The organism is Bradyrhizobium sp. AUGA SZCCT0169 (genome assembly GCF_018130085.1).
Taxonomy (GTDB): domain Bacteria; phylum Pseudomonadota; class Alphaproteobacteria; order Rhizobiales; family Xanthobacteraceae; genus Bradyrhizobium.
Genome location: NZ_JAFCMC010000008.1, coordinates 79,451 through 104,222 on the forward strand (window position 1 = coordinate 79,451; position 24,772 = coordinate 104,222).

Sequence of the window (24,772 nt, forward strand, 5' to 3'; positions counted from 1 at the left end):
ATGGCATCGAGGCAAAGATACGATTTCCTGCTCTATGGGATCTTCGTCGCCGCCATTCTGGTGGCGCCGCTGATGCTGGACGAGTTCTGGCTGAACCGGATCGCAAAATACCTCGTGTTCGGCATGCTCGGCGTCGCCGTCGCGCTGTCATGGGGTTACGCCGGCATCCTCAATCTGGGTCAGGGACTGTTTTTCGGCGCCGGCGCCTACATGCTGGCGATGTCGCTGAAGCTTGCCAGCCCGACCAGCCTGCAACAGGGATCCGACAAGCCGGTCCCCGACTTCATGCTCTGGAACGCCGAGCCCGGCGCGCTGACGCAACTGTGCTGCATCAACAAGGGCTCTTTCATCTGGCTTCCGTTTCAAAGCCAGTGGTTTGGCGTGGCCATGGGCATCGTGTTGCCGGTGGCGATTGCCACCATCACCGGAATGATCGTGTTCCGTAACAGAATTTCCGGCGTCTTCGTTTCGATCATCACCCTGGCGCTGGTGTTGCTGATACGCCTGCTCGTCATCGATGCGCAGCCGCTGACCAACGGCTTCAACGGACTGACCGACCTCGCCTGGCTGACGATCGGGGCGTTTCAGTTCGACCCCTACAGCCGTGCGACGTACTATCTGGTCGCCATCGCGCTGTCGCTGGTTCTCGTCGGTGCGCGTTTGCTGGTCAGCACACGCGCCGGCCTGATCCTGCAGGCGACGCGGGATGACGAGACCCGCGCGCGCTATCTCGGGCTGGACGTTCCGAGCTACCAGATCTTCTTTTTCGTGGTGTCGGCGGCGATCTGCGGCTTCGCGGGAATGCTCTATGTGATGGTGTCGGAGTTCGCCTCCCCGACCTTCATGGACCTGTCGTTCTCGATCACGATGGTGGTGTGGGCTGCGGTGGGCGGACGATCCTCGATCCTCGGGGCCTGCGTTGGCGCCATCCTCATCAACATGATCGAGGCCAAGGTCAGCGAGACCAAGGCGTTGGTGGAGGTCTGGAAGGCGGTGGTCGGGCTGATCTTCGTCCTCGTGGTGCTATACCTGCCGCGGGGCCTTGGCGGATTTGCGCACGATCTTCTCGACCGCTGGCGGGCACGTAACGCGGAGGTCGTCCCCGATGAAGGGCTGGTGGTGGCGGAGAGCCGCGACGCCGTTGCAGAGCGCGGGTGAGTGCCATGGCAGCCACCGCGCTCACGATCAACGGGCTTGAAGTCAGCTTTGGCAGCGTCAAAGCCGTCAACAACGTCACCATGACGATTGCCGAGGGAGAATTGCGCGTCTTGCTCGGCGCCAACGGCGCCGGCAAGACGACGCTGATGGACCTGATTTCCGGCCGCACGCACAGCACCAGCGGACACATTCACCTTCACGACACCGAGATCACGAACTGGCAGGAGCACCGGATTGCCCGGGCCGGGATCGGCAGGAAATTCCAGATTCCCAGCGTGTTCCGCGAACTCACCGTCCGTCAGAATTTCGAGGTCGCCTCTTGCCGCAATCCCTCGGTGTTCGCGAACCTCGGATTCGGTTTTTCCAGGCATGCCCTCGCAAGGATCGAAGAGGTGCTCGCCATCGTCGATCTCCGGGACAAGGCCGACGTGACGGCCGCTTATCTGAGCCATGGTCAAACCCAATGGCTCGAGCTCGGCCTGCTGATGCTTCAGGACCCGAAAGTCATCCTGCTCGACGAGCCGACGGCGGGCATGACGGCGGCCGAAACCCGGAAGACCGCAACCATCATCAACAGCATGCGTGGCCGGCACACCCTGCTCGTCGTCGAACACGACATGGCGTTCGTGCGCGAGATTGCGGAACGCATCACCGTGCTGCATCTCGGCGAGGTGCTGGCGGAAGGGGACATTGCATCGATTGAAACGGACCAGGCCGTCAGGCGGGCGTATTTGGGATCGCGGAGTATTTCCTGATGCTGAGCCTGTCGAACCTTCACAGCTTCTACGGGCGCAGCCACGTTCTGCATGACGTCACGCTCAGCTTCGACAAGGGGCGGATCACCACGGTGCTCGGCCGCAACGGCGTTGGCAAAACGACGCTGCTGAAAACCCTGATGGGCATGACGGACAAGACCGCGGGAAAGATCGAGCTGGACGGAACGAACATCACCCATGAGCCGACCTTCCGCCGCGCCCGCGCCGGCCTCGCCTATGTGCCGCAGGGCCGCGAAATCATTCCGGACTTCACCATTCGTGAAAATATCCTGCTCGGAACCTTCGCCAGGACCAACGGCAGACGCGTCATTCCCGCGCTGGTCGGCGAGTTGTTTCCGTATCTGCTGCAGAACATGGACCGGCTAGGCGGCGTGCTGTCCGGCGGACAGCAGCAGCAACTGGCCATCGCCCGGGCGCTGGCCTCGGAACCGGATGTGCTTCTGCTTGATGAACCCAATGAAGGAATCCAGCCGTCGATCGTCGAGGAAATCGAGCAGACGATTATTCGCCTCAATCGCGAGATCGGCCTCACCATCGTGCTGGTCGAGCAAAACATCGAATTCGTTCGCCGGGCGTCGCACCAGTTCGCGATGATGGAAAAGGGACGCGTGGTGGCGGAGGGTCCGGTATCGCAGCTCACCGAAGAGCTTGTGCACCTGAGAATGGCGATTTGAATCCTGGAAGTTTCGGTATCCGCCGTGGCGGCGTGACAGAGGTAAGGCAATGGCATCAGAGCGTTTCAAGGCGGCGTCTATCCAGTTCGAGCCGACGATGTTTGAAAAGCAGCGCAACATCCGGCGCTTGCTGGAGATGACGAGCGAAGCCGCGGCGGCAGGCGCGCGCCTGATCGTCACCCCCGAAATGGGAACCACCGGCTATTGCTGGTATGACCGGGCGGAAGTGAAGCCTTTCGTGGAAACCGTACCCGGCCCGACCACCGACGTATTTCATTCGCTGGCAAAGCAATTCGGCTGCTACATCGTCGTCGGCATGCCCGAGGTCGATGCCTCCACGGACCTCTACTACAACACAGCAGTTCTGATCGGTCCGTCAGGCGTTGTCGGCAAGCACCGCAAGTCGCATCCGTATATTTCCGAACCGAAATGGGCCGCGTCGGGAGACATCGCGCACATCGTGTTCGACACCGAGATCGGACGCATTGCGCTGCTGGTCTGCATGGACCTGCATTTCTTCGAGACCGCGCGGCTGGAAGCGCTGGCTGGAGCCGATGTGATCTGCCACATCAGCAACTGGTTACAGGAACGGGCGCCGGCGCCTTACTGGATCAACCGCGCGTTCGAAAACGGCTGCTATGTCATCGAGAGCAACCGCTGGGGCCTCGAACGCACGGTGCAATTCAGCGGCGGAAGCTGCATCATCGAACCGGACGGCAATGTTCAGGCGGTGCTGGATAGCGGCGACGGTATCGTGCACGGCGAGATTGATCTCACCAGGGCGCGCAAGCGGCAGGTTTTGTCAGAAGCGATCTTCGAGGACCGCCGTCCCGAACTTTATGCCAACCTAATGACCAACAGCTTCACCTGGAATCCGCGCGACTTCTTCAAGCTCTACGGCTACCAGCCGCTGCCTCCCGGGCAATTATCGCGCGCCGCTGTCGTCCAATTTACGCCGACCGACGACGTCGAGCAGAATCTTGCGCGCATCGAAGCTTTGGCCAGGGAGGCCGTCGCTCAGGAAAAGCCTGACCTCATTGTATTCCCCGAATTGTCGATGACCGGGATCGGCGCACCCGGTCACCGCGCGCTTGACATCAAGGATCAGGCGGTCACGCGTCTGGTTCGCCTCGCGGCACGGTTGCGGGTGCACATCATCGCCGGTTTCGCGGAGCGAGCCGCTGAAGGATTGTTCAACACCGCCGTTCTGGCCGGCCCCGAAGGGCTGGTCGGCAGCTACCGGAAGATTCACCTGAATGCGCGCGACAAGGCCTGGGCCAGCGCCGGCTCGGACTGGAAGGTGTTCGACCTTCCGATCGGAAGGGTCGGCTTGCTGATCGGGCACGATGCTCTTTTCCCCGAGGCGGTGCGTTCGCTCTCGCTGCTCGGCTGCGACCTCGTCGCTTGCCCGGCCGCCATTGCCGGCCAATTTACCGGAGCGCACGAGGGGACCAGCATACGCCACAACTACCCGATCCCGACCGGCGCCGATCCCCACCATTGGCACGCCTTTCGCGTGCGCGGCGGCGAAAGCAACGTCTATTTTGCATTTGCGAACGTCTACGACCCCGATCGCGGTTACCTGGGAAAAAGCGCGGTATTCGGCCCGGATGCGTTTGCATTTCCACGCCAGGAGTCTGCCATCCTCGACGATGAGGGATTTGCAGCGGCAAGCGTCGATACGACGAACCTCGATACGCCCTACCCGACGAACATCGTTCGCCGAAAGGATCTCGTGATGATGCGCCTGCCGCACCATTACCCCGCTTTGGTGAAATGGCATCAATAGAGCGGCGGAAATCGCCCGCTGCCGAAACGAAAGGGTTCGCTTTTGCCCGGATTCGTTTATTGATCGTCCGCGACGGTACCGCCGTTCACTGGACGTGACGCGCGGCCAATCCTGCAGATCGAATTCGACCCGGGCGTTGCGTGCGTTGCGGGTCGCGCGGTAACAATGATGAAGCGGCTTGAAGGTGATTTCGACTATATCGTCGTCGGCGCGGGCACGGCCGGCTGCATCATGGCCAACCGGCTGTCGGCCGATCCCGGCAATCGCGTGCTGATCCTGGAGGCCGGCGGCAACGACAACTGGATCTGGTTTCACATTCCGGTCGGCTACCTCTTTGCGATCGGCAATCCCCGCTCCGACTGGATGTTCAAGACCGAGCCGGAGCCTGGCCTCAACGGCCGCGCGCTGGCCTATCCCCGCGGCAAGGTGATCGGCGGCTCGTCGGCGATCAACGCCATGATCTCGATGCGGGGCCAGGCCGCCGATTACGATCACTGGCGCCAGCTCGGCCTCACCGGCTGGGGCTATGACGACGTGCTGCCGCACTTCCTGGCGCTCGAAGATCATTTCCTCGGCAAGAGCGAACATCATGGCGCGGGCGGCGGCTGGCGCATCGAAGCGCCGCGGCTGTCCTGGGCAGTGCTGGATGCGGTCGGCGACGCCGCCGAACAGATGGGCATCCGCCGCATCCCCGATTTCAACACCGGTGACAATGAAGGCATCAGCTATTTCCACGTCAACCAGAAGCGCGGCCGCCGCTGGTCTTCGGCGCGGGGCTTTCTGAAACCCGTCTTGAACCGCCAGAATCTGCGGCTGGAAAAGAACGTGCTGGTCGACCGGCTGATTGTCGAGAACGGCCGCGCCGTCGGCGTGCGCTTCTATCGGGGCAACGAGATCGTCGAAGCCCGCACCAAGGGCGAAGTCATTCTCTGCGCAGGCTCCATCGGATCGACGCAGGTGTTGCACCGTTCCGGCATTGGCCCCGCCGACTGGCTGTCGCCGCTTGGCATCGACGTCACGCTCGATCGTCAGGGCGTCGGCCGCAACCTGCAGGACCATCTGCAGCAGCGCGCGATCTACAAGGTCGAGGGCGTCCGTACCCTGAACGAGACCTATTACAATCTGTTCCGGCGCGGCATGATGGGGCTCGATTACGCGTTCCGCCGCCGCGGTCCGTTGACCATGGCGCCGTCGCAGCTCGGCATCTTCACGCGCTCCGATCCGCATCGCGAGCGCGCCAACATACAGTTCCACGTGCAGCCGCTGTCGCTCGATAAATTCGGCGATCCGCTGCACCGCTTCCCCGCCATCACAGTCAGCGCCTGCAATCTGCGGCCGACCTCGCGCGGCACCGTGCGCATCCGCACCGCAGAAGCCGACAAGGCGCCCGCGATCGCGCCGAACTATCTGTCGACCGATGAAGACCGGCAGGTCGCCGCCGACGCCATCCGCACCACGCGGCGGCTGATGAAGCAGCAGGCGCTGGCGCGGTTCAAGCCGCAGGAATATCTGCCCGGCCCCAGCGTCGGCGACGACGATGCGGCGTTGGCAAAGGCCGCCGGCGATATCGGCACCACGATCTTCCATCCCGTCGGCACCGCGAAGATGGGCTCGGCTTCCGATGCCAGTTCCGTCGTCGACGAACGCCTGCGCTTTCACGGCATCGCCGCCTTGCGCGTCGCCGACGCCTCGGTGATGCCGACGATCACGTCAGGCAATACGAATACGCCGACGGCGATGATCGCGGAAAAGGGGGCGACGATGATTTTGCAGGATGCGCGCGCTTGACGAGCCCGGTTCGGATTTCGGTCGGCGGTATTGAGTCGCGCATCGCGCTGGCGCGATGGGGTGCGGAGGATCGGGGTAAGCCGCCTGCGCTTCTATTGCACGGCACCGGCTTCGTCGCCGAGGTCTGGGACGACGTCGCCCGCGAACTCGCGCAGGACTACACCGTCTATGCGCTCGACCGCCGCGGCCATGGCGACAGCCACAAGCCTGCGGCCAACCGCTATCACTTCCAGGATTTTGCCGAGGATGTGTGCCGGGTCGTCGAGGCGCTCGACCTCACCGATATCTACGGCATCGGACACAGCGCCGGCGCGACCGATCTGCTCTTGGCGGCGAAACTGATGCCTGCGCGCTTTGCACGGCTGTTCGTGATGGAGCCGACGGTGATGGATCCGCGGGCGGCTCGACCGGATGGCTTGAGCGATTTCGGCAAAAGCGCCGTGCACGGCGCGCTGCGTCGGCAAGCCGAGTTCGAAAGCGCGGACGCCGCATTCGCGCGTTACCGTGCCGCGCCGGCCTTTGCAAAATGGACGGAGAATTCGCTGCGGGCCTACATCCAGCACGGCTTCGCACAGCAAGACAATGGCCGGGTCCGGCTGCTTTGCACGCCTGAAATTGAATCAGCCGTGCTGCTTCCGATCATGGAAGCGATGGAGCAGGTTTACGCGGGCGATGCGCGCGGCAATCCGTTCGCGTGGCTGTCCGAGATCGAATGCCCGGTGCGCGTGGCCGTCACCGAGCAGTCCTGGTCCATCTACCGGGAGATGGCGTCACGCGCGCTCGCGCTGCTTCCCGCCGCAAGCCAATGGACGTTCGACGGCGCCGGTCACAGCGTGGCGCAGGAAGCGCCCGAACTCGTGCTCCGGGCATTGTCGGCCTTCGAAGGACAAGACGGGTAGCGGGCGACCGCAACCTGTCGCTTGTCCGCCTCTAGGCCTGCGGAGGATATCGTTCGAACGATGGCAGTTCGTGCGCCTTCTCCATCCAGCCGATACGCTCGGCGACCTGGATGTGCGCCATGACAGGAACGGCATCCGGATCGTCATAGGTGCCGCTTTGCACGTCGATGATCCCGGGCAGCAGGTTCGCATTGACGTAGAACAGCCCGGTGCCGCAATTGGCGCAAAAATGCCGCCTGCCGTGTTCGGAAGACGCGTAGACCTTGGGTTCACCCTGCGTCACCTTGACCGCGTCTTCGGCGTACATTGCCCAGCCGACCATCGGCGCGCCGGCGTGCCGCCGGCAATCCGCGCAATGGCACAACGCATGCACGATCAGGTCGCCTTCCACCTGATAGCGGATCGCGCCGCAATGACAGCCGCCGGTAATGCGCATCGGTCGTCTCCTGGTGATTTGCCGCGATGAGAATACTATGGCGCGGATCGGCCGAAACTGCGGCATAAACGCATGCGCGCCGCGCGGAATTGAGAAGCAATCTTCCGCTTGCTCGATGACAATTGTGTGTTGCGCGTTGGTGCTACGCCGACTTCCGCACGGCGTTGTCGACCAGAGTCTTGCCGAGCGACCAGATCGCGCCGGGCACCTTGTGGCTGGCGGCGATCACGTTGTCGAACGCCTTTTCGATCCAGCTGCAGTCTTCTTCAGTTATGACAAGAGGTGGCAGCAGCTTGATGGTGTGGCTGCCATGGCCGGAGACCTGGGTCAGGATCTTGTGATCCTTGAACAACGGCACCGTAATGAGCTGGCAGAACAGGCCCTTGTTGGCGGTCTCGAGCACGTTCCAGGAAGCTTTCAACCGCAGCGACTTCGGCGGACCGAACTCGATACCGATCATGAGTCCCTTGCCACGCACTTCCTTCAGCAATTCGTAGCCGGGCACCATGCGCGTCAGCGCGAGCCGAAGTTCGGCGCCGCGCTTGGCGGCCTGCTCGACCAGCTTTTCCGCCTTCATCACTTCGAGCGTGGCGATACCGGCCGCCATCGCCAGATCGTTCTTTGCAAAGGTCGAGCCGTGCACGACCGCGCGGTCCATTTGATTGAAGATCTTGTCGAAGATGCTCTTGCGCGTCAGCAGCGCGCCGACCGGCACATGACCGCCGGACAGCGCTTTTGCCAGCAGCACCATGTCGGGTTCGACGTTCCAGTGCTCGACCGCCAAAAACTTGCCTGTGCGACCGATCCCGGTCTGGATTTCATCGGCAATGAACAGCGTGCCGTACTTGCGACACAGCGCAAGCGCGCCCGGAAGAAACTCGTCGGTGGGCAGGTTGACACCCTTGCCCTGAATCGGCTCGACGATGAAGGCGGCGACCTGACGCGACGACAGCGCCTGTTCGAGGGCGGCGAGATCGTTGAACGGAACTTGGGTGCATCCCGGCAACAGCGGTTCGAAGCCGCTGCGGAAGTTCGAATCATCCATCAGCGACAAGGCGCCGTAGGACAATCCGTGAAAGGAATGGGAACAGGAGACAATGCCGGGCCGCCCGGTGGCGCCACGGGCGAATTTGATCGCCGCCTCGACGGTTTCGGCGCCGGAATTGGCGAAAAACACCTTGTCCAGATATGGAACATGTTCGAACAGACGTTCGGCCAGCACCCCGGCCAGCGTCGAGACGTCGAGCTGCACCAGATTCGGAAAATCGGCGTCGAGCACGCTTTTCAGCGCATGGCGCAACGCCGGATGGTTGCGGCCAATCGCAAAAACGCCAAATCCGCTCAGTAGATCGAGATAGCGGGCCCCGTCACGATCGAACAGGTATTGACCTTGACCCTTCTGAAAGCCGACATCATAGCCAATGGTCTTGAGCACGCGGACGAGCTGCTCGTTCAAATGGCGCGAATGCATGGAACTGCGCTGCGCCTGGCGCTCCACAAACATCTCGGAAACGTCTAGATTTGAACTTAGCATTCGCTACATACGTCGGTTGATGGCCATTTCGTCAACTGAAAACGCCCAATGCGGCGTTTTGACCCCTCTCGGACAATCTACATAAGCATAGGTTCGAACCATGTTGCACTGCCCAAGAACTGTCGCGCGCAGAATAGTTTTTTCCGGATTCTTTTTTGCCACAGGTGTTGCTTCCGCACTGGCCGCCGACCCCACAGGCGATTGGAAAGTGGCCGACGGCGTCGCCAACATTCGCGTAGCACAATGTAACGGCAACATGTGGGGTGCCGTCGCCTGGGAGAAGACGCCGGGTGGCCGCGATGCGAATAATCCGGATGCCTCAAAGCAAAGCCGACCGACACTCGGCATGCCGATCCTGATCAACATGAAGAAGAAACCCGGCGTCGATGCGTGGGAAGGCCAAGTCTACAACGCCAAGGACGGACAGTCTTATAGCTCGACCATCAAGCCGATTGGAACCGACCAGCTCGAGATTCAGGGCTGCGTGCTCGGCTTCCTGTGCGGCGGCGAGACCTGGACCCGCGTCGGGCCGCCGATTCCCTCAAGCCCCAGCAACAGCATGGCCAAAGGCGGCGCGCCGAAAAATCCGGCAGGCGCACCGAAGGCTGGCGCCTCGGCGACGGCGCCGGGTCTGACGCCCGCGCCCGGCTCGCCGGCGGCAACCGCCGCGCCGAAGACCACCGGTGCCGTGAACCCGGCGCCGGGTCAAAAGTCCGTTGCCGGCCAGAAGCAGGCGGCCGCCGATACCGTCGGCGATATCTGCCTACTCCCCGATATCGCGCGGTTTGCCCATTAGCGCAGGCTGAAACAGCAGCACCGCCGCCAGCGTGGTGATGAGCGACAGCGCCAGCAATTTACCCATGCTGGCGGTGCCGGGATGACTGGATAGCCACAGGCTTCCGAAAGCCGTGGCGGTCGTCAGCGCGCTGAAGAAGATCGCGCGCGTCAGGCTGGTCTGCAGCAGGTTGGTTCTGCCCGAGCGCCATGCCGTCACGTAATAGATCTTGAAGGCGACGCCGATGCCGAGCATCAGCGGCCACGCGACGATGTTGGCGAAGTTGAGCGGCAGCCCGATCAGCACGCAGATCTCCATCGTCACCGCGCCGGCCACCAGCAGCGGCACCAGCGTCAGCAGCACGTCGGTGACCCGCCGCAGCGCCAGCCAGAGCAGCACGCTGATCACGATCAGCGCCCAGATGCCGGCGTGGATGAATGCCTTGACGACGGTATCGCCGGATTTGAGAATCGAGACCGGTCCGCCGATCGCAGTCGGCTCGGCGGCGAGAACCGCATCGGCAAACTTGCGCAGGACTTCATTGTCGTTCGGATCACCCTTCGGCAGCGCCTCGACGCGCATCAGGCCGTCCTTGGTCTTCCAGCTGCTCACGAGTTCGGGCGGCAACGTCTTCAACGTGACCGGCTGGGCCTGCATCGTGTTCTTGAGTTGGTCGAAGGTTATCTTGAGCGGGATGACGAAAACACTCTGCGCCTTGTCGCGGACCGCTTGGGTTGATTCGGCCAGCTTCGCCAGCGCATCGGCCAGCCGCCGTGCCGCGACCGCGCCCGGGCCTTTGCCGTCGCCGGCGGTCTTGCGCAGGTTGTCGACCGAGCTCTTGAGCGCCTCGACGTTCTCGGCATCGGTCGGCGCCGCATCGACGGAATCCGGATTGAGCGCGGGGCCCACCACCTTGGCGGCCTGCGCGATCAGCTTCAGTTTGGCCGGCTGATCCTCCGGCACGAAACTGTCGAGCGACATCACGCGAAGCACTTCCGGTACCTTCTCCAGCTTCGCCTCGATCTTCTTGGCGTCGGCGTCGGAATTCGTCATCACGTTGATGGCGTTGGCGCCGGTGTTCGGATCCTTGCGCAGGTCGAGGAAGGTCGCGATCGATTCCACCTGCGAGTTGCGCAGATTGATCGGGTTGAAGTCGAACTTCATGAAATAGAGCAGCGGCAGACCGGCCAGCGAGACCAAAATCGTGCCGACGATGATGACGACGCGGTGCCGCTCGAGAAAGTCGTCGACCGGCGCCAGGAAGGCATAGCCGACCGGCTCGCTTTCGCCGGGAGGATTGAGCAGCGTCAGCAGCGCCGGCAACGTCGTGATGCTGGTGAGGAACGCCACCAGCATGCCGGCGCCGGCGATCTTGCCGAGTTCGGAAATGCCCTTGTAGTCGGTCGGCAGGAAGCACAGGAAACCGGCGGCGGTCGCCATCGCCGCGAGCGACAGCGGGACGGCCGAGCGGCGGGCCGCGCTCTCCAGCGCGAGCACCAGATCATCGTTCTTGAACCGCTCCGAACGGTAGCGGACGCTGAACTGGATGCCGAAATCCACGCCGAGGCCGACGAACAGCACCGCGAACGCGACCGACAGCAGATTGAGCGAACCCACCATCATCAGGCCGACCGCGGTGGTGATGGCAAGGCCGACGAACAGGTTCACGAACACGGCGAAGATGATCTTGCCTGAATGCAGCGCCATCCAGAGGATCACGAGCACGATCACGACGGTGCCGATGCCGTTGACGATCGCGCCATCCTGGACGGTGGCGTATTCCTCATTGGCGATCGGAACCGGTCCGGTCAGGCGCACGCGCGCGCCATACTCGCCCGCGAAATTCAGCTCCTTGGCCGCCTGCCGGATCGCGTCCGTGGCGTCCTTGCCGGGCTCGAGCGCGTTGTAATCGAGCTTCGGCTTGAACTCGATGAAGGCGCGCTTGTCGGAATCGCCGAGCGGCTTGTCGCTGACGAGTTCACGCCACGAGAACGTCGCCGTTCCCTTGCTCAGGATGTTCTCGACGGTCTGCGAGATCAGGTTGAAGGGCCGTTCCGTGTTGTCGAGCTTGACCTGGCCGCGCTTGATGCCGGCAAGGCCGGTTTCCAGCGCGCCGGTCAAACCGCGGATCGACGGATCGCCGGCCATGATTTCGATAAGCGGGGCGGCGGCTTCGAGCTGGCCGGCGACCTTGCCGACCTCCTCCACGGGCAGGAACAACAGCCCGTTCTTCTCGAAGAACTCGCCGGAACCGAGCGGCTGAACCGATTCGAAATTCTTGGCATCGCCCGCAAGCTTGTCGGCCAGCGCCTTGGCGGCGGCACTGGTGAGTTCGGGGGTCGGGGCCTCGACGACGGCCAAAATCAGCTTTTCGCGATCGAACGCCTTCTCAAACTGGTTGTCGCGCTTGCGCCAGTCCAGGTCGGGCGAAATCAGCGTGTTGATGTCGGTGTTGATGGAGAAGTTGCGAGCCGCATAGAAGCCCGCGCCAATCGCGAGGAGCAGCGAGACGACGACGATGAGGGTGGCAAACCGCGTGCACGTTCTAACAATTGAGACAACCAGGCTGGTCAGCACATCATTTCTTTCTAAGTCTTAATAGGGAGCTTGCCGAAAACGTCCGCTGTCTAGCGGAGTTCCCGGGGGCGATCTACATCGGGCGATCTATTGTTGTGGTTACTGTCAGAGAGGCCCGCTCAGAGAAGGCAAAACGGGCCGAAATGGCATTGAGAAACCCCATATAGACGCCCAGTGCGGGCAAGAAAGTGACGAAACGGTGAGGTATGGCACTTAATTAAGGTATTATGATACTTCAGTCGACCCCAAGCCGAACACGGCCTTTTGCGTTCCGGCTTTTCTAGACGCTAATTTTTTGACACAAAGCCCTGTGCTTCCATGTGCTTGGTTGGATTACCCCCGGAACGGTGGTGCGGTTATTGCAGTTTGTTCGGCCGGGCCCGGCAGGACTGGCTGGACGAAGTCGTTTGAATGAATTTGGTGCAACTTGGGTAATGAGCGTCCCATGGAAGTATATCTTGCGCAGCCCCGCGGATTTTGCGCGGGCGTCGTGCGTGCCATCGAGATCGTCGAGCGCGCGCTGCAGAAATACGGTCCGCCGGTCTATGTCCGTCACGAGATCGTGCATAACAAATACGTGGTCGAAAGCCTGAAGAACAAGGGCGCGATCTTCGTCGAGGACCTGTCGGAAGTTCCCCCGCTCGCGGTTACCGTGTTCAGCGCCCATGGCGTGGCCCGCAGCGTCGAGGAGGAGGCTGCGGCCCGCGGCCTGCCCGTCCTCAATGCCACCTGCCCCCTCGTCACCAAAGTCCACAATCAGGGCAAACGGTATATGTCGAAGGGCCGGGCCCTGATTCTGATCGGCCATGCCGGCCACCCCGAGGTCGAGGGAACCATGGGTCAGGTTCCCGGGACGGTCCTTTTGGTCCAGAACGTCGACGACGTGGCCTCCCTGACGCTCCCGGTCGACACCCCGGTGGCCTATATTACCCAGACCACCCTCAGCGTTGACGACACAAAAGACATAATTGCGGCCCTCCAGGCCCGTTTTACAGATATTCAAGGCCCCGACATACAGGATATCTGCTATGCGACACAGAACCGCCAATCTGCGGTAAGGGACCTGAGCAAGCTGGTGGACGTCATTTTGGTGGTGGGGGCCGCCAATAGTTCCAACTCAAACAGGCTTCGCGAAATCGGCACCGAGGTCGGGGTCGCGAGTTATCTCATTGCCGATGGCAGCGAGTTGAACCCTGATTGGCTGAAGGATGCGAAAGCCGTCGGCATCACGGCGGGCGCCTCGGCGCCCGAAGTTTTGGTCGACGACGTGATCGAGGCTTTGAGGCGTATCGGACCCGTCACGGTGTCGGTGCTTCCTGGGAGGGAAGAAAATATCGAGTTCCGGCTTCCAGCCGAACTGACTGCGGGCTGATCCATTCACGAGTTATGACGACTAAGGTCCAGAAAGAAATCCTGTAATGGCAATACCGTTCTTCAAGGAGTTGCGTATCGGCGGCTATCTGATCAAGCAGAAGCTGCTTGGCCGGAAGCGCTATCCGCTGGTGCTGATGCTCGAACCGTTGTTCCGCTGCAACCTCGCCTGCGTCGGCTGCGGCAAGATCGACTATCCCGATGCGATCCTCAATCGCCGCATGTCGGCGCAGGAGTGCTGGGACGCGGCCGATGAATGCGGCGCACCGATGGTGGCGATCCCCGGCGGCGAACCGCTGATCCACAAGGAGATCGGCGAAATCGTGCGCGGCCTCGTGGCGCGCAAGAAGTTCGTCTCGCTCTGCACCAACGCGCTGCTGCTGGAAAAGAAGCTCGATCTGTTCGAGCCCTCGCCCTATTTGTTCTTCTCGGTGCATCTGGACGGCCTGAAGGACCACCACGACAAGGCCGTGTCGCAGAAGGGCGTGTTCGACCGCGCGGTTTCGGCGATCAAGGCTGCGAAGGCGCGCGGCTTCACCGTCAACGTCAACGCCACGATCTTCGACGGGCACGCGGCGGAAGAGATCGCCAAGTTCCTCGACTTCACCACCGAACTCGGTGTCGGTGTCTCGATGTCGCCGGGCTACGCCTATGAGCGCGCGCCGGACCAGGAGCACTTCCTCAACCGCACCAAGACCAAGAAGCTGTTCCGCGACGTCTTTGCCCTCGGCAAGGGCAAGAAGTGGAACTTCATGCATTCCGGCCTGTTCCTCGACTTCCTGGCCGGCAACCAGAGCTACGAATGCACGCCGTGGGGCATGCCGGCGCGCAACATTTTCGGCTGGCAGAAGCCCTGCTACCTGCTCGGCGAGGGCTACACCAAGACCTTCAAGGAATTGATGGAGACCACCGACTGGGAGACCTACGGCACCGGCAAGTACGAGAAGTGCGCCGACTGCATGGCGCATTGCGGCTATGAGCCGACCGCCGCCAATGCCGCGCTGGTCAATCCGTTGAAGGCGATGTGGGTGGCGCTGCGCGGCGTCCGGACATCAGGTCCGATGGCCCCAGAGATCAACCTCGATAAACAGCGTCCGGCGCAGTACATCTTCTCATCGGAAGTGCAGAAGCGGCTGTCGGAGATCCGCAAGGACGAGGCGGCTGCCGCCGCCGCCAAGCAGCAGCAGAACGCCTCCACGGCCGCTTGAAGCCTGCCGGGAGCGCAACGCGGCTTGTCCGCGTTGCGTGAGTGCTGAGAATCAAAAGAGCACAAAACAAAATGCCGTCGCGTTGCGACGGCATTTTTCGTTGCAGCAGACTATTTCAGCGGTCGTCAGGCGTTGGCCGCGGCCAGCCCCTCGCCGCCGGAGATGAAGCCGCGGCAGCCGCGCAGCGAACGCAGCGCACGATTGAAATCGATGCCCGTGGACACCAGCGCGCGCAGCGTTCTCGGATTGCGCGCGACGCCGCGCAGTATCTTGCGCAGGTCGATATCGCCATTCGGCTTGATCGCGCTCTTGGCCAAAGCCGGCAGCGCGCGGCTGGCAGGATCGGAGATGACGCGCAGTGCCGCGAACGGAATGCCTGCCTTGGCCGCATAGGCCGCCGCGATATGGCTTTCCATGTCGACCGCCGCAGCCCCCGTCTCCGAATGCAGCGCGGCCTTGCAGGCGGTCGCCGCAATGACCTGCTCCACTCCGGCCAGACCGCCGCGAATCACGCGCCGCCGCCGCAGCGCGGCGCTGGCAATCACTTCCTCGTTGAGCGCCAGACCGGCCAGAAAACGTGTATCGCCGGCCAGAACCTCGGTCGCGACCACGACATCGCCCGACTTCAGCGACGGATCGAGCCCGCCGGCGACGCCGAAAGAGATGACGCCCCTGAATGTCGATGAATCCAGTGTTGCGAGCAGCGCGCGCAATTGCTGCGGATCGCTACTGCTGCAGATCACGATCATGCCTGGACCGGCCGCAATGCGGGCCTCTTGTACCAAGCCTGTAACGATCAAAACCGGCCGCGGATCAATTTGATTGAGATCACCCGAATTGAGATCACTCGAATTGTCCACGATCGCGGCGGCCCCCGCCCCCCAAGTCACATCCCGACCCCTACCACCCTGCTGTTGGTGCTTCTCAAATTCCGATACCGCGCCATCGCCCAGAGCGGAAAGAACTTCGAGTAGCCATGATAACGCAAATAAAACACCCGCGGAAACCCCGTAGCCGTGTAGCGCGGCTCATCCCACAGCCCTTTTTCGGTCTGTGTGGTTTTTAGGTACTCCACACCGCGCGCAACTGCCGGGTTCCCGACTTCACCCACTGCCATCAATCCAAGCAAGGCCCATGCCGTTTGCGAGGAGGTCGATGGTGCGGCCTCGAATCCCCTGTAGTCCAGCCGGTAGCTGACCGCATCTTCGCCCCAGCCGCCGTCCTGATTCTGAATCGATAGCAGCCAATCGACCGCCTTGCGAATCATTGGGTCCTGATGGTCGATACCTGCGACATTTAGCGCACAGAGCACCGACCAGGTGCCGTAGATGTAATTCAGCCCCCAGCGGCCGTACCATGAGCCTTCGGCAAGTTGGGTGCGGCGCAGATAGTCGATGCCGTCGGCAACAGCCTTGCTGGTTGCGGCGGTTTCGCCGAGTTGCGCCAGCATCGAGACGCAGCGCGCGGTGACATCCTCGGTCGGCGGATCGAGCAGCGCGCCGTGGTCGGAGAACGGGATGTTGTTGAGATAATATTCGAGATTGTTGACGTCGAAGGCAGCCCAGCCGCCATCGCGGCTCTGCATGCCCTCGATCCACTCGCGGCCGCGCGCGATCGCGGTATCATACTCGTTGCTTCCGGACTGCCGACGCGTGCGGTCCATGGCCATGACGACAACAGCGGTGTCGTCGAGATCGGGATAATGCGCATTGTTGTACTGGAACGCCCAGCCACCCGGCCGCACATCGGGCGCCTTCACCGCCCAATCGCCCTTGAGGTCGAGCACCTGCAGCGGCTTCAGCCAGTCGAGACCCTGCTTCATTTTTGCGAGCGTTTCTTCGCCGCCGGCCTCAGCCAGTGCGTGGCAGGTGAGCGCCGTGTCCCACACCGGCGACACGCACGGCTGGCAATAGGCCTCGTGCTCGCCGATCACCAGGAGCTTGTCGATGCCTTTGCGGGTGATCGCGCGCGGCGGAAAATCCGGTCCCTTGCCGAGCGCCTCGTACATCATAACGATGTTGGCCATCGGCGGATAGATCGCGCCCATGCCGTCTTCGCCGTTCAACCGCTCGTCGATAAAGGCAAGTGCCGCATCGATCGCGCGGGCACGAAACTTTTTCGGAAACATCGGTTCGACGACCCGCAGCACGGCGTCGAGGCTGCGAAACAGCAGGAACCAGCCCGTGCTTTGATGCGGCGCCTTCGGCGTCATGCCGACCGACTTCGGATCCTGCAGGAACAATTCGTCGATCCCGACACCTTTCGGATTCTTCGCCAGCGGCTTCAGCGCCGCCATCACCATCAGCGGCACGATCGTGGTGCGCGCCCAGTAGGAGATCTTGTTGATATGGAACGGCGACCACATCGGCAGCAGCATGATCTCGATCGGCAGCACCGGTACCGCGCGCCATGTCACCACGCCGTAGAAAGCCAGCAGGAAGCGAGTGAACACGTTGACTTTGGCGGCCCCGCCGCGCGAACGGATCGCCTCGCGCGCCCGCACCATGTGCGGCGCATCGACGGAATCGCCGATCATCTTCAGCGCGAAGTAGGACTTCACGCTGGCGCTCATGTCGAACGCACCGTCCTGCACCAGCGGCCAGCCGCCATGATTGCCTTGCGTGCGCCTGATATAGTTGGCGATCTTGGCTTCGAGTTCGCTATCGACGGGCTCGGCGAGATAGTGGCGCAGCAGCACATATTCCGACGGGATCGTGCTGTCGGCTTCCAGCTCGAATATCCAGTGCCCGTCGGATTGCCGATAGCCGAGCAGCGCCTGCGTCGCCGAGGAGATCGATTTCTCCAGGGCGACGGGATCGACTGCCGCGATGGGGTCGGCTGCCGCGACGGGATCGGCAACAACGCTGTGATCGACGGAAGACATTTCGTCAGACATCCCTCTGTTCGCGATCGCGCACCGTAAATCCGGTCACGCGCTCATCCAGTCAGGCCATCATGCTCTGGCCAGAACCAGATCGGCCGCGCGGTCACCCGACCGCACCGATCCCTCGATGGTTGCCGGCAACCCCGTATCAGTCCAGTCGCCGGCGAGAAACAGGTTTTTGTAAGCGGTGACCGGGCCCGGCCGCAGCGCGTTCTGCTCCGGCGTCGCCTCGAATGTAGCACGGCGTTCGCGCACGATCTGCCAGGGGGGCAGTTCGCCCTGCACGCCACCTGCCTTGCAGACGTCGCGCCAGATCGCCTGCGCGAGTTCTTCACGGGGCATATCGACCAAACGGTCGCCATTGCTGATGGTGACCGACAGGCGCTGCGGGAATGCAAACAGCCATTCCACCAATCCACCGACGACGCCAAGGATCGGCGGCGCATCCCTTGGCGGATCGAAGCGGAAATGCGCATTGACGATGGCGCGAAATTTCGTCGGCGTCTTGAGACCCGGCAGCAACGACGCGGCGGGACGCGGCGGAACGGCGAGCACCACGACATCGTCAGGCGCCAGCGCAATCGCGTCGTCGCCGAACTTCAGTGCGCCGACATGGCTGCCGTTCATCGCGAATTCACGCAGCTCATGCCCGAGCTGAACGCTGGCGCCCTTGTCCTGCAGCAGCTTGATCGCAGGTTCGATCAGCACCGAACTTAAGCCCTCGCGGGCGATCAGCGGCCGGCAGGCCTGGCCGCCGGCGAGCAGCGTTTCACGGACGATCGCGCCGGCGAGCCCCGCCGAACCCTCCGGCGGATCGACGTTGAGCGCGGCCAACAGCAATGGCTGCACCAGCCGCTGGTACAGCGTGCCCTCGCAGGGGATCGACTTGCCGACCAGTTTGTCCGCCCCTGCCCAGATCAGAGGCATCAGCGCGAGATAATCGCGCAAGGACGTGTCGGGCACCCGGCGCGCCTCGTCGAACACCCACAGCGGCAGCCGGCCATCACCGAGATCGAGCTGCCAGCGCTGGCCGGTCGAGACGTCGCAGAAAGGAAACTGCGCGCGCTTCGGTCCGACCAGTCCCGCCTCGGTGCCGATCGAGCGCGCATAGGCCAGCGCATGGCTGTTGCCCGACAACAGCAGGTGATTGCCATTGTCGATCATCAAGTTGGTGGCGGCGTCGAAATAGGAACGGCAACGGCCGCCGGTCGTTTGCGTGGCCTCGTGGACGCACACCCTGTAATTGGCGTTCGCCAGGCGGACGGCGGCGGAGAGGCCGGAAATGCCGGCGCCGATGATGTGAGCGGTTTTTTGCATCAGATGATCGCGTAACGGAGAAGGATGCCGATCTTGGCGAGCTTGGTGACGCGGACCGGTGCGCGCGGCGCGGCAAAGCCCCGCTCCAGCAACAGCTCGAGGATGGCGCGGTAATATTTCGACATGATCCGGGGCGCACGCACCTTGCGCCGCGAATTGCGCTTCATGATCTCGTCGGCTTTCTCGAAATACGCCTTGGCCCGTTCCGCCAGCGGCTGGCAGACTTTCGGCAATGCGCGTTCGACGATCACCCTCTGCGGGTCGTTGCTTGTGATCCCGGCATGCAGCAGGGCTTCGCGCGGCAGATACAGACGGCCGAGGGTGGCGTCTTCATCGATGTCGCGCAGGATGTTGGTCAATTGCAGCGCGCGGCCAAGATGATGCGCGAGCTCGACGCCGTCACTCTCCGGAAGGCCGAACACCCGTACCGACAAACGCCCGACGGCGCTCGCGACGCGGTCGCAATAAAGGTCGAGCGTTGCGAAATCCGGCGCACGGATGTCCTGCGGCACGTCCATTTCCATGCCGTCGACGACGGCCAGAAAATCCTCGCGCTTGAGACCGAAGGTCCGCACCGGGGCGACGTAGCCCTGCAGACGTGCCGGCGGACGGCCCCGATAGAGCGCGTCGATGTCATCACGCCATTGCTGGAGGCCGGCGAGCCGTTCGCTCCGCGGTTCGTGGGAATCGGCGATGTCGTCGACCTGCCGGCAGAAACTGTAGATCAGGAACATCGCTTCGCGCTGGTCGCGCGGCAGAATGCGCATCGCGGCATAAAACGAACTGCCGGACGCGGTGGTGCCGTAATTCGCGTTGGCCGCCGCCGTCTCTGATGTCATGCGCCGGCCGCCGGTTTCGACACGGGCCGCCGGCCCACCGCGCGGCGCGCGATCTCGCCGGCGACACCGCCGAGGCTTTGCGCCAGCAATTCGAGCGGACTGAGATGCACGCGCTCAGCGAGCGGATCGCGCACCTTCAGCAGGCCTACGATCTTGTCGGCAAAGGCCTGGATGACCGAGATCTCGAGGCCGAGGCGGAAATCCTTCACTTCGGCCGCCAGCGACTTGCTTTCGTTGAGCACGGTCTCGGTCCGCACCGCCAGCGCCTGCAGGCACTTCAGCAAAGCGGGTGGCGACTTCGTCTCGCCCAGCATCTCGACCGTAGCACCGGCGGCTGCGAGCGCGTCGCGCGGCAGGTAGACGCGGTTGAGGTCGCGAAAATCCTTGGCGCAGTCCTGCAGATGGTTGTTGATCTGCAGTCCGGCGCACAGCGCATCGGAGGCAGCCCAGGTCGAGGTGCTCTCGCCGTGGACGTCGAGCATGAAGCGTCCGACCGGCATCGCCGAGTAGCGGCAATAATGGATCACGTCGTCCCAGTTCTCGTAACGCAGCTTGGTGACGTCCATCCGGAACGCAATCAGCACGTCGAGCGCGTGGCGCGGCGGCATCTCGCGCGCGGCGAGCGCATGGCGCAGGCTGACCGCCTCCTTCTGGGTGTCGCCCTTGCCGAGCAACTCCGCTTCAAGGAGGTCGAGAAGCCTCAGCTTTTCGTCTGGCGGCAGCGTCGCGTGATCGGCGATGTCGTCGGCCGTCCTGACGAAATTGTAGAAGCTGAGAATCAGCGCCCGGTGACGCGGATGAATGATCCACGACGCGACCGGAAAGTTCTCGTCACGGTGGGTTTTTCCGGATCGTAGTTCGCTCGCGCTGGTCATCAAAAGCTGGCTACATTGGTCCAAATGGCGGCACACGCCGATATCAGGCGCGTGCGACGGATCGCGAGCCCCATATAGGGGAATACGCCGCCAAAACCAATGCTGTCTGGGGCATCAAGCCCATGCCGCCGCTCCCGGCAAATACGCCGGAAACGGGCCTTGTACGACGGTTAACCGATCCGGACGGGGGTTATTGCCCGTGGCTTTTCAGCACCTGGTCGCAGGCCGCCGTGATCTTCGGACGATTTTGCTGCAGGCAGGCCAGGATGGTGAAATCGCCCTGATCGATCACCGCGCGGCAAAAGCGCTGCACGTCACGGGCGCAAGCCTTTTGCTCTTCCGGCGTTCCACTGCGCTGTTGCTGGGCGAAGGCATCCGATGATACCGCGATCGACAATAAAGAGAGAGCCAGGAAAAGTTTACGCATCGTATTCCTTCATTTCGGCAGCAAGAAATCCTGTTCCCGAATCGTGTTTCGGCATCGCCGGGACGGATTTGTTTGAAGACGCCGCGTAGCGCAGCAATGAGCCGACGACAAGCGCTGGCAAATGCGGCCAAATTTGCGGCGGCGATGCCTATCGATTAACCAGTTGATATATCACGTTTATTCACGGCATAACTTTCTTCTTGATTGGCTGTTGCGGACAGGCCCTCGCGAAGCTAGATGCTGCCAACGAAGCTCAACGGATATTTTTTGATTCCGTGCGTGAAAATGCCGCCTTTCGGGGCGCTATCGCCGCAAGTGGCATTTTGTCATTTGAACCTAACATATCGCGGGAACACTAAATCTTCGATGTGGGCGAGACGTGTCTTTGAAAGAGCGTCTATTTTGATGGGAAAATCACAATGAAAATGTTTGGTTCCAGTCTGTTTGGTCAGGCTCTCACGGCCGTTGGCGTTGGCGCCGCGCTGATGTTGTCAGTCTCCGCAGGCTACACGCAGGCGGGAGGCCCGTTTGCCGGTTTTGACGGAAATTGGGCCGGCGCAGGCACGGTCGCGCTGTCCAACGGCACCACCGAAAACATCCGTTGCAAGGCCGACTACAAGGTCAACGCCAACGGGCTCGGCCTGAAGCAGAACCTGAACTGCGCCAGCGACAGCTACAAATTCGTTCTCTCCAGCGACGTCACCAGCCAGGGTGACCGCATCTCCGGCAACTGGAGTGAGAAGAGCCGCAACATCTTCGGCAATCTGCAGGGCACCGCGGGCGGCGGACAGATCGACGTGTTCGTCGAGGCGTCCGGATTTGCGGCCAATTTGAACCTGCGGACCAACGGCACCAAGCAGATCGTCCAGATCAGTTCCAAGGGCGAAATCCGCGGCGTCAACATCACGCTGACGAAGACCTGATCGAGCGGTGTCTCTAGGTTCAGAGCCAGGTTCTATTGATCAGAACCTGGCTCTTTTTCGTGCAGACGGCTTTCTGCAAAAAGCTGCCCATCGGTTATTTTGCGGCTATTTTGCCGGCTTGGCGTGAGCGCCGGTGCCACGGATCCTGTCCGACAGGTTGATCAGGAACATCGACGTCGGCCGCAGGATGAAGAGATCCGCGACCAGTGCTGCGACCATCGAGAACGCGCTGAGCCAGCCGAACAGGCGCAGCGACGGCAGGTCGGAAAACACCGTCACGACGAGGCCGCAGGCCAGCACCACCGTGGTCAGGATCAGCGCCGGGCCGACCAGCACGGTGGCGCGTTCCACCGCCAGTTCCGGACTGATGCCGGGCTTCGACTCCAGCCGCAGCCGGTTCAGGAAGTGGATCGTCGCACTGAGACCGAGGCCGAACGACACCGTCAGCGCGACCACGCTGGCGAATTGCAGTCCCTCCCCGAGCAGCCACAGCACGGTGCCCGATGCCACCACCGGGAAAATCCCCGGCAGGATGCAGGAGAACATCACCACCACCGAGCGGAACGCGAGGCCAATGAAGATCGCGACCAGCAGGAATTCGATGGTGAGGCCGTGGTTGAGCTTCTGGATCATGTTGGCGCTGTTGCGCGCGGCGATGGCCGACAGACCGGTCACCGCGATCTCATAGCCCGGATGCTCGGCGCGCACCTTGTTGAGCGCCGCGTCGAGCTTGTCGACCACGGGAAGAATCTCGCTGGAATCGAGATCGGGAACGCGGCCCGACACCACTACGGCGTCCTGATCGGCCGAGATGAAGCGCCGCACCAGATGTTCGGGAATCACGCTGACATATTCCTTCAGCGTCGCGACATCGCTACTGCCGGCCTTTTCGGCCAGCCAGCGGCGCAGCGTTTCCAGCGACCAGACGTTGCCGACGCCGGCCGCCGTTTCCACCATGGAATGGACATCGGCGATCGTCTTCAGGGTGTCCGCCGAATAGAGCGAGGCGCCTTTGGGGAATTCGATCAGCACGTCGATCGGGTTCGCGCCGGTGAGCTTGGCATCGAGACGGCTCGACGCCGCTACCGCCTGGCGTTTGTCAGGCACCTGGTCGGCAAGACGATAACGCGGCTCCAGCGTGGCGTAGATGTAGCCGAGGCCGGCGACCAGGATCACCGCGAGCAGGCTGAACAGCCCGGGGCGGCCGACCATGCGCACGGCGATCCAGTAGCAGAAATTGCGCAGCGCCTGAACGCCGGCGTCGGCACCCTGGAATTTCACCGCCATGATCTTTTCGTTGCGCACCAGAAGCACGCCGAACGCGGGCACCAGCGACAGCACCGCGATCAGCGCGATGATGGTGGCGGCGAGCCCGGCCTCGCCGAACTTGCGGATCAGCTCGGAGTCGGAGAATTGCAGGGCGATGAACGAGATGCCCGCGGTGCCATGGGTGAGCACGCAGGCCGGCCCCACCACCAGCACGGCGTTCTTGAAGGCGGTGTATTTGTCCTGTCCCGCGATCAGCCGGTCGCGCGCGGCGAAGGTCAGCTGCATCGAATCGGAGAAGCTGATCACCATGATGAGCGGCGTCATCACGTTGAGGAACATGTTGAGATTGAATCCGGCCCAGCCAAGACCGCCGAGCGCGAGCAGGATCGCGATGATCGGCGGGAACGCCGCGATGATCATGAACGATATCTTGCGGAAGAAGATGATCGCGATGATGCAGCCGGCCAGGATGCCGAGGATGTTGTAGGTCAGCCCGTCGCGCTTGACCGCGTTGCGGATCTCGAGCTGCATGACCGGAACGCCGGACAGCTGCGCGTTGAGCCCGCTGCCGGCGAGATCGTCGGCCATGATCTTGCGGATATCGGCGATCACCCTGGAGAGGTCTTTGCTGGCGACGATCGATGGTTCGAGCGACAGCACCATCAGCGCCAGCGTGCCGTCCTCGGACAGCAGCTTGCCGCGAATGATCTCGTTGGTCTTCACGGTCTCGACGAATTTGTCGTAGGCCGCGCCTTCCGGCAGCTCGGAGGGGAACAGCGCCGCCGGCAGCTTGCCGCGCTCCGGCGCCTGACGCGCCGAAAACAGCGAGACCAGGCCGCGCACGCCATCGACCAGTTGCAGGTCGGTGACCATGTCACGGATCTTCTCGAGATTGGGCCGCGCCATCAGCGCTTTGCCTTCGACCACCACCAGCACGTCGAACTCGGTCGCCGGGAAGCGCTTGGTGACGGCTTCGTACTGCTTGTAGTCCTTGGAATCGGAGCGGAACAGCTGGCTCAGCGAATCGTCGATCTTGATGCGCTGGATGCCGAAGATCGCCGCGATCATCAGGGCGGCCAGGATGAGGCAGGACAGGATGGGCGCCTTGACCGCGATCAGCCCCATGCGCTCGAGACCGAAGGCGATGCTCTGCCCGGGCGGCGGCGGCTCCTCGATCTCCTCGACATGGACCCGACTTTCGGTGTTCTTTTCGAGCATACCCTGTCCAGTTCTCACGTCGGCTTGAATTGTAG

General features: G+C 62.5%; 20 protein-coding genes. 10 read left to right on the top strand and 10 right to left on the bottom strand.

Annotated elements, in window-relative coordinates:
* From urtC to JQ609_RS12230, 6 genes are all read left to right on the top strand, one after another.
* The gene (gene urtC, locus JQ609_RS12205) at positions 1-1,158 is read left to right on the top strand and encodes an urea ABC transporter permease subunit UrtC (RefSeq protein WP_212205231.1); all 1,158 of its coding nucleotides are present in this window, start codon (positions 1-3) and stop codon (positions 1,156-1,158) included.
* A gap of 5 nt (positions 1,159-1,163) precedes the next feature.
* Complete coding sequence (gene urtD, locus JQ609_RS12210) at positions 1,164-1,913, top strand: urea ABC transporter ATP-binding protein UrtD (RefSeq protein ID WP_212273604.1); 750 nt, start codon at positions 1,164-1,166, stop codon at positions 1,911-1,913.
* A complete protein-coding gene (urtE, locus tag JQ609_RS12215; RefSeq protein WP_212205227.1) occupies positions 1,913-2,608 on the top strand; it encodes an urea ABC transporter ATP-binding subunit UrtE in 696 nt (231 codons plus the stop codon). Before urtD ends, urtE begins: the two co-directional genes overlap by 1 nt.
* A gap of 49 nt (positions 2,609-2,657) precedes the next feature.
* Positions 2,658-4,397: a nitrilase-related carbon-nitrogen hydrolase gene (locus tag JQ609_RS12220; protein ID WP_212273605.1), complete on the top strand. Its 1,740-nt coding sequence runs from the start codon at positions 2,658-2,660 to the stop codon at positions 4,395-4,397.
* Positions 4,398-4,562: 165 nt separating this feature from the next.
* Positions 4,563-6,185, top strand: coding sequence for a GMC family oxidoreductase (locus tag JQ609_RS12225; protein ID WP_212273606.1), 1,623 nt, complete (start codon positions 4,563-4,565; stop codon positions 6,183-6,185).
* Positions 6,182-7,084 (top strand): alpha/beta fold hydrolase, encoded by a 903-nt coding sequence (locus JQ609_RS12230; protein WP_212273607.1) that lies wholly within the window; start codon positions 6,182-6,184, stop codon positions 7,082-7,084. The genes JQ609_RS12225 and JQ609_RS12230 overlap by 4 nt, the downstream gene beginning before the upstream one ends.
* 31 nt (positions 7,085-7,115) lie before the next feature.
* On the opposite strand, the gene JQ609_RS12235 is transcribed toward JQ609_RS12230, so the two are convergent.
* The gene (locus tag JQ609_RS12235; RefSeq protein ID WP_212273608.1) at positions 7,116-7,520 is read right to left on the bottom strand and encodes a GFA family protein; all 405 of its coding nucleotides are present in this window, start codon (positions 7,518-7,520) and stop codon (positions 7,116-7,118) included.
* A gap of 142 nt (positions 7,521-7,662) precedes the next feature.
* Positions 7,663-9,054: an aspartate aminotransferase family protein gene (hpnO, locus tag JQ609_RS12240; RefSeq protein ID WP_212205211.1), complete on the bottom strand. Its 1,392-nt coding sequence runs from the start codon at positions 9,052-9,054 to the stop codon at positions 7,663-7,665.
* Between the two features lie 100 nt (positions 9,055-9,154).
* Here hpnO and JQ609_RS12245 point away from each other — a divergent pair, with 100 nt between their 5' ends.
* The gene (locus JQ609_RS12245) at positions 9,155-9,850 is read left to right on the top strand and encodes a DUF2147 domain-containing protein (RefSeq protein ID WP_212273609.1); all 696 of its coding nucleotides are present in this window, start codon (positions 9,155-9,157) and stop codon (positions 9,848-9,850) included.
* On the opposite strand, the gene JQ609_RS12250 is transcribed toward JQ609_RS12245, so the two are convergent.
* Positions 9,818-12,406, bottom strand: a complete 2,589-nt coding sequence (locus JQ609_RS12250; protein WP_212205201.1) for an MMPL family transporter — start codon at positions 12,404-12,406, stop codon at positions 9,818-9,820. The genes JQ609_RS12245 and JQ609_RS12250 overlap by 33 nt on opposite strands.
* A 445-nt stretch (positions 12,407-12,851) precedes the next feature.
* Here JQ609_RS12250 and ispH point away from each other — a divergent pair, with 445 nt between their 5' ends.
* On the top strand, positions 12,852-13,778 hold the full coding sequence (ispH, locus tag JQ609_RS12255; protein WP_212273610.1) for a 4-hydroxy-3-methylbut-2-enyl diphosphate reductase: 927 nt from the start codon (positions 12,852-12,854) through the stop codon (positions 13,776-13,778).
* Positions 13,779-13,824: 46 nt separating this feature from the next.
* A complete protein-coding gene (gene hpnH, locus JQ609_RS12260; protein WP_212273611.1) occupies positions 13,825-14,985 on the top strand; it encodes an adenosyl-hopene transferase HpnH in 1,161 nt (386 codons plus the stop codon).
* Between the two features lie 125 nt (positions 14,986-15,110).
* Here the strand turns inward: hpnH and JQ609_RS12265 are convergent, their stop codons facing one another.
* The 6 genes from JQ609_RS12265 to JQ609_RS12290 all read right to left on the bottom strand — a co-directional run bounded on the left by JQ609_RS12265 (position 15,111) and on the right by JQ609_RS12290 (position 21,327).
* Positions 15,111-15,845, bottom strand: a complete 735-nt coding sequence (locus JQ609_RS12265; RefSeq protein ID WP_312014675.1) for a phosphorylase — start codon at positions 15,843-15,845, stop codon at positions 15,111-15,113.
* A 26-nt stretch (positions 15,846-15,871) separates the two neighbouring features.
* Positions 15,872-17,869: a squalene--hopene cyclase gene (gene shc, locus JQ609_RS12270; RefSeq protein WP_212273689.1), complete on the bottom strand. Its 1,998-nt coding sequence runs from the start codon at positions 17,867-17,869 to the stop codon at positions 15,872-15,874.
* A 69-nt stretch (positions 17,870-17,938) separates the two neighbouring features.
* Positions 17,939-19,186 (bottom strand): hydroxysqualene dehydroxylase HpnE, encoded by a 1,248-nt coding sequence (gene hpnE, locus JQ609_RS12275; RefSeq protein ID WP_212273612.1) that lies wholly within the window; start codon positions 19,184-19,186, stop codon positions 17,939-17,941.
* Positions 19,186-20,025: a presqualene diphosphate synthase HpnD gene (gene hpnD / locus JQ609_RS12280; RefSeq protein ID WP_212273613.1), complete on the bottom strand. Its 840-nt coding sequence runs from the start codon at positions 20,023-20,025 to the stop codon at positions 19,186-19,188. The genes hpnE and hpnD overlap by 1 nt, the downstream gene beginning before the upstream one ends.
* Positions 20,022-20,900, bottom strand: coding sequence for a squalene synthase HpnC (hpnC, locus tag JQ609_RS12285; RefSeq protein ID WP_212273614.1), 879 nt, complete (start codon positions 20,898-20,900; stop codon positions 20,022-20,024). Before hpnC ends, hpnD begins: the two co-directional genes overlap by 4 nt.
* Before the next feature lie 190 nt (positions 20,901-21,090).
* Complete coding sequence (locus JQ609_RS12290) at positions 21,091-21,327, bottom strand: hypothetical protein (RefSeq protein WP_212205172.1); 237 nt, start codon at positions 21,325-21,327, stop codon at positions 21,091-21,093.
* Positions 21,328-21,746: 419 nt separating this feature from the next.
* Between JQ609_RS12290 and JQ609_RS12295 the strand changes: the two genes are divergently transcribed.
* Positions 21,747-22,250 (top strand): hypothetical protein, encoded by a 504-nt coding sequence (locus tag JQ609_RS12295; RefSeq protein WP_192737358.1) that lies wholly within the window; start codon positions 21,747-21,749, stop codon positions 22,248-22,250.
* A 105-nt stretch (positions 22,251-22,355) separates the two neighbouring features.
* Here JQ609_RS12295 and JQ609_RS12300 read toward each other — a convergent pair whose 3' ends face one another.
* A complete protein-coding gene (locus JQ609_RS12300) occupies positions 22,356-24,737 on the bottom strand; it encodes an RND family transporter (RefSeq protein WP_212205170.1) in 2,382 nt (793 codons plus the stop codon).
* Positions 24,738-24,772 lie beyond the last annotated feature (35 nt).